The organism is Frankia sp. CcWB2, assembly GCF_977927585.1.
In genome coordinates this window covers 9,682-10,585 of sequence record NZ_CDWRCM010000122.1, presented here as the reverse complement: position 1 = coordinate 10,585, position 904 = coordinate 9,682, and the positions used below count along the sequence as shown (strand labels likewise).

Below are 904 nucleotides of genomic sequence, written 5' to 3'. Positions count from 1 at the left end.
TGGACCCGCTGTCGGCATCCAACGTGATCCGCCGGCCGCCCCCGGGATCCGGCTCGTCCGCGTAGCACGTCACGGGGCCGGGGGCTGCGGCGATGACCGCCTCGATAATCATCGTGGCCCGGTGCGGAACGCGGACCGTGACGCTGTAGGCGGGGTTGACCCCGGCTGGACCGGCTGAACCGGCCGGGACAGCCGGGCCAGAGGGCGTCACGCCGGCTCCACCCGTGCCCGACTCCGTCGGGTGCGCGCCGGTCCCCCAGGCGACCCCTCGGCGGGGTTCCCATCTCCGGGAGTCCCATAGGCGGGACTCCCGGAGATCGGTCCACCACATTTCATGCTCATGAGGAGCTTGTCTCCGCTTCGCGCAACTCGGCCAACAGCCCGGCCTGCCCGGCCGCCATCTCGGTCAGAATCCGCCGGGCCGCGCGCATCAGCTCCGCCACGTCCCCGCCCGCGAGCGCGTACACCACCGTCGGGCCGTCCCGCGTCGCGGTCACGATCCCGGACCGGCGCAGCACCGCGAGCTGTTGGGAAAGGTTCGACGACTCCACCTCGATCGCGGCCAGGAGATCCCGCACCGGCATCGGCCCGTCCTGCAGCAACTCCAGCACCCTAATCCGCACCGGATGTCCAAGCATGCGAAAAAATTCCGCTTTAGCCTGGTACAACGGAACTCGCCTCGTCACGAGCCACCTCCCGTCGACTCCGCGCAGCTCCGGCCGGGGCCTACCGGCCGAGGTACCAACCTGGCCGGAGTACCGGCGACCGCCCACCCAGAGACCACGTCGGCATGGTGAGCAGCGCCGCGACCCGTTCGCGCCCGATGGCGGCCTTCCCGCCAGTTGCAGAATTTATCAACTGTTCGTTACCACACTTCGGAGCCGGAAAACGGCTCTTTATCGCA

Annotated in this window: 1 protein-coding gene and 1 pseudogene; both read right to left on the bottom strand. The window is 69.4% G+C overall.

Translation table 11 applies throughout. The annotated features are described in order from the left end of the window. Nucleotides 1-211 (bottom strand): annotated as a pseudogene (locus ACY45C_RS13775) (malic enzyme-like protein); the annotation flags it as partial. A 127-nt stretch (nt 212-338) separates the two neighbouring features. Further along, nucleotides 339-686 carry an ArsR/SmtB family transcription factor gene (locus ACY45C_RS13770; RefSeq protein ID WP_023839852.1) on the bottom strand — a complete coding sequence of 116 codons (348 nt, stop codon included), beginning with the start codon at nt 684-686 and terminating at the stop codon, nt 339-341. Nucleotides 687-904: the final 218 nt, after the last annotated feature.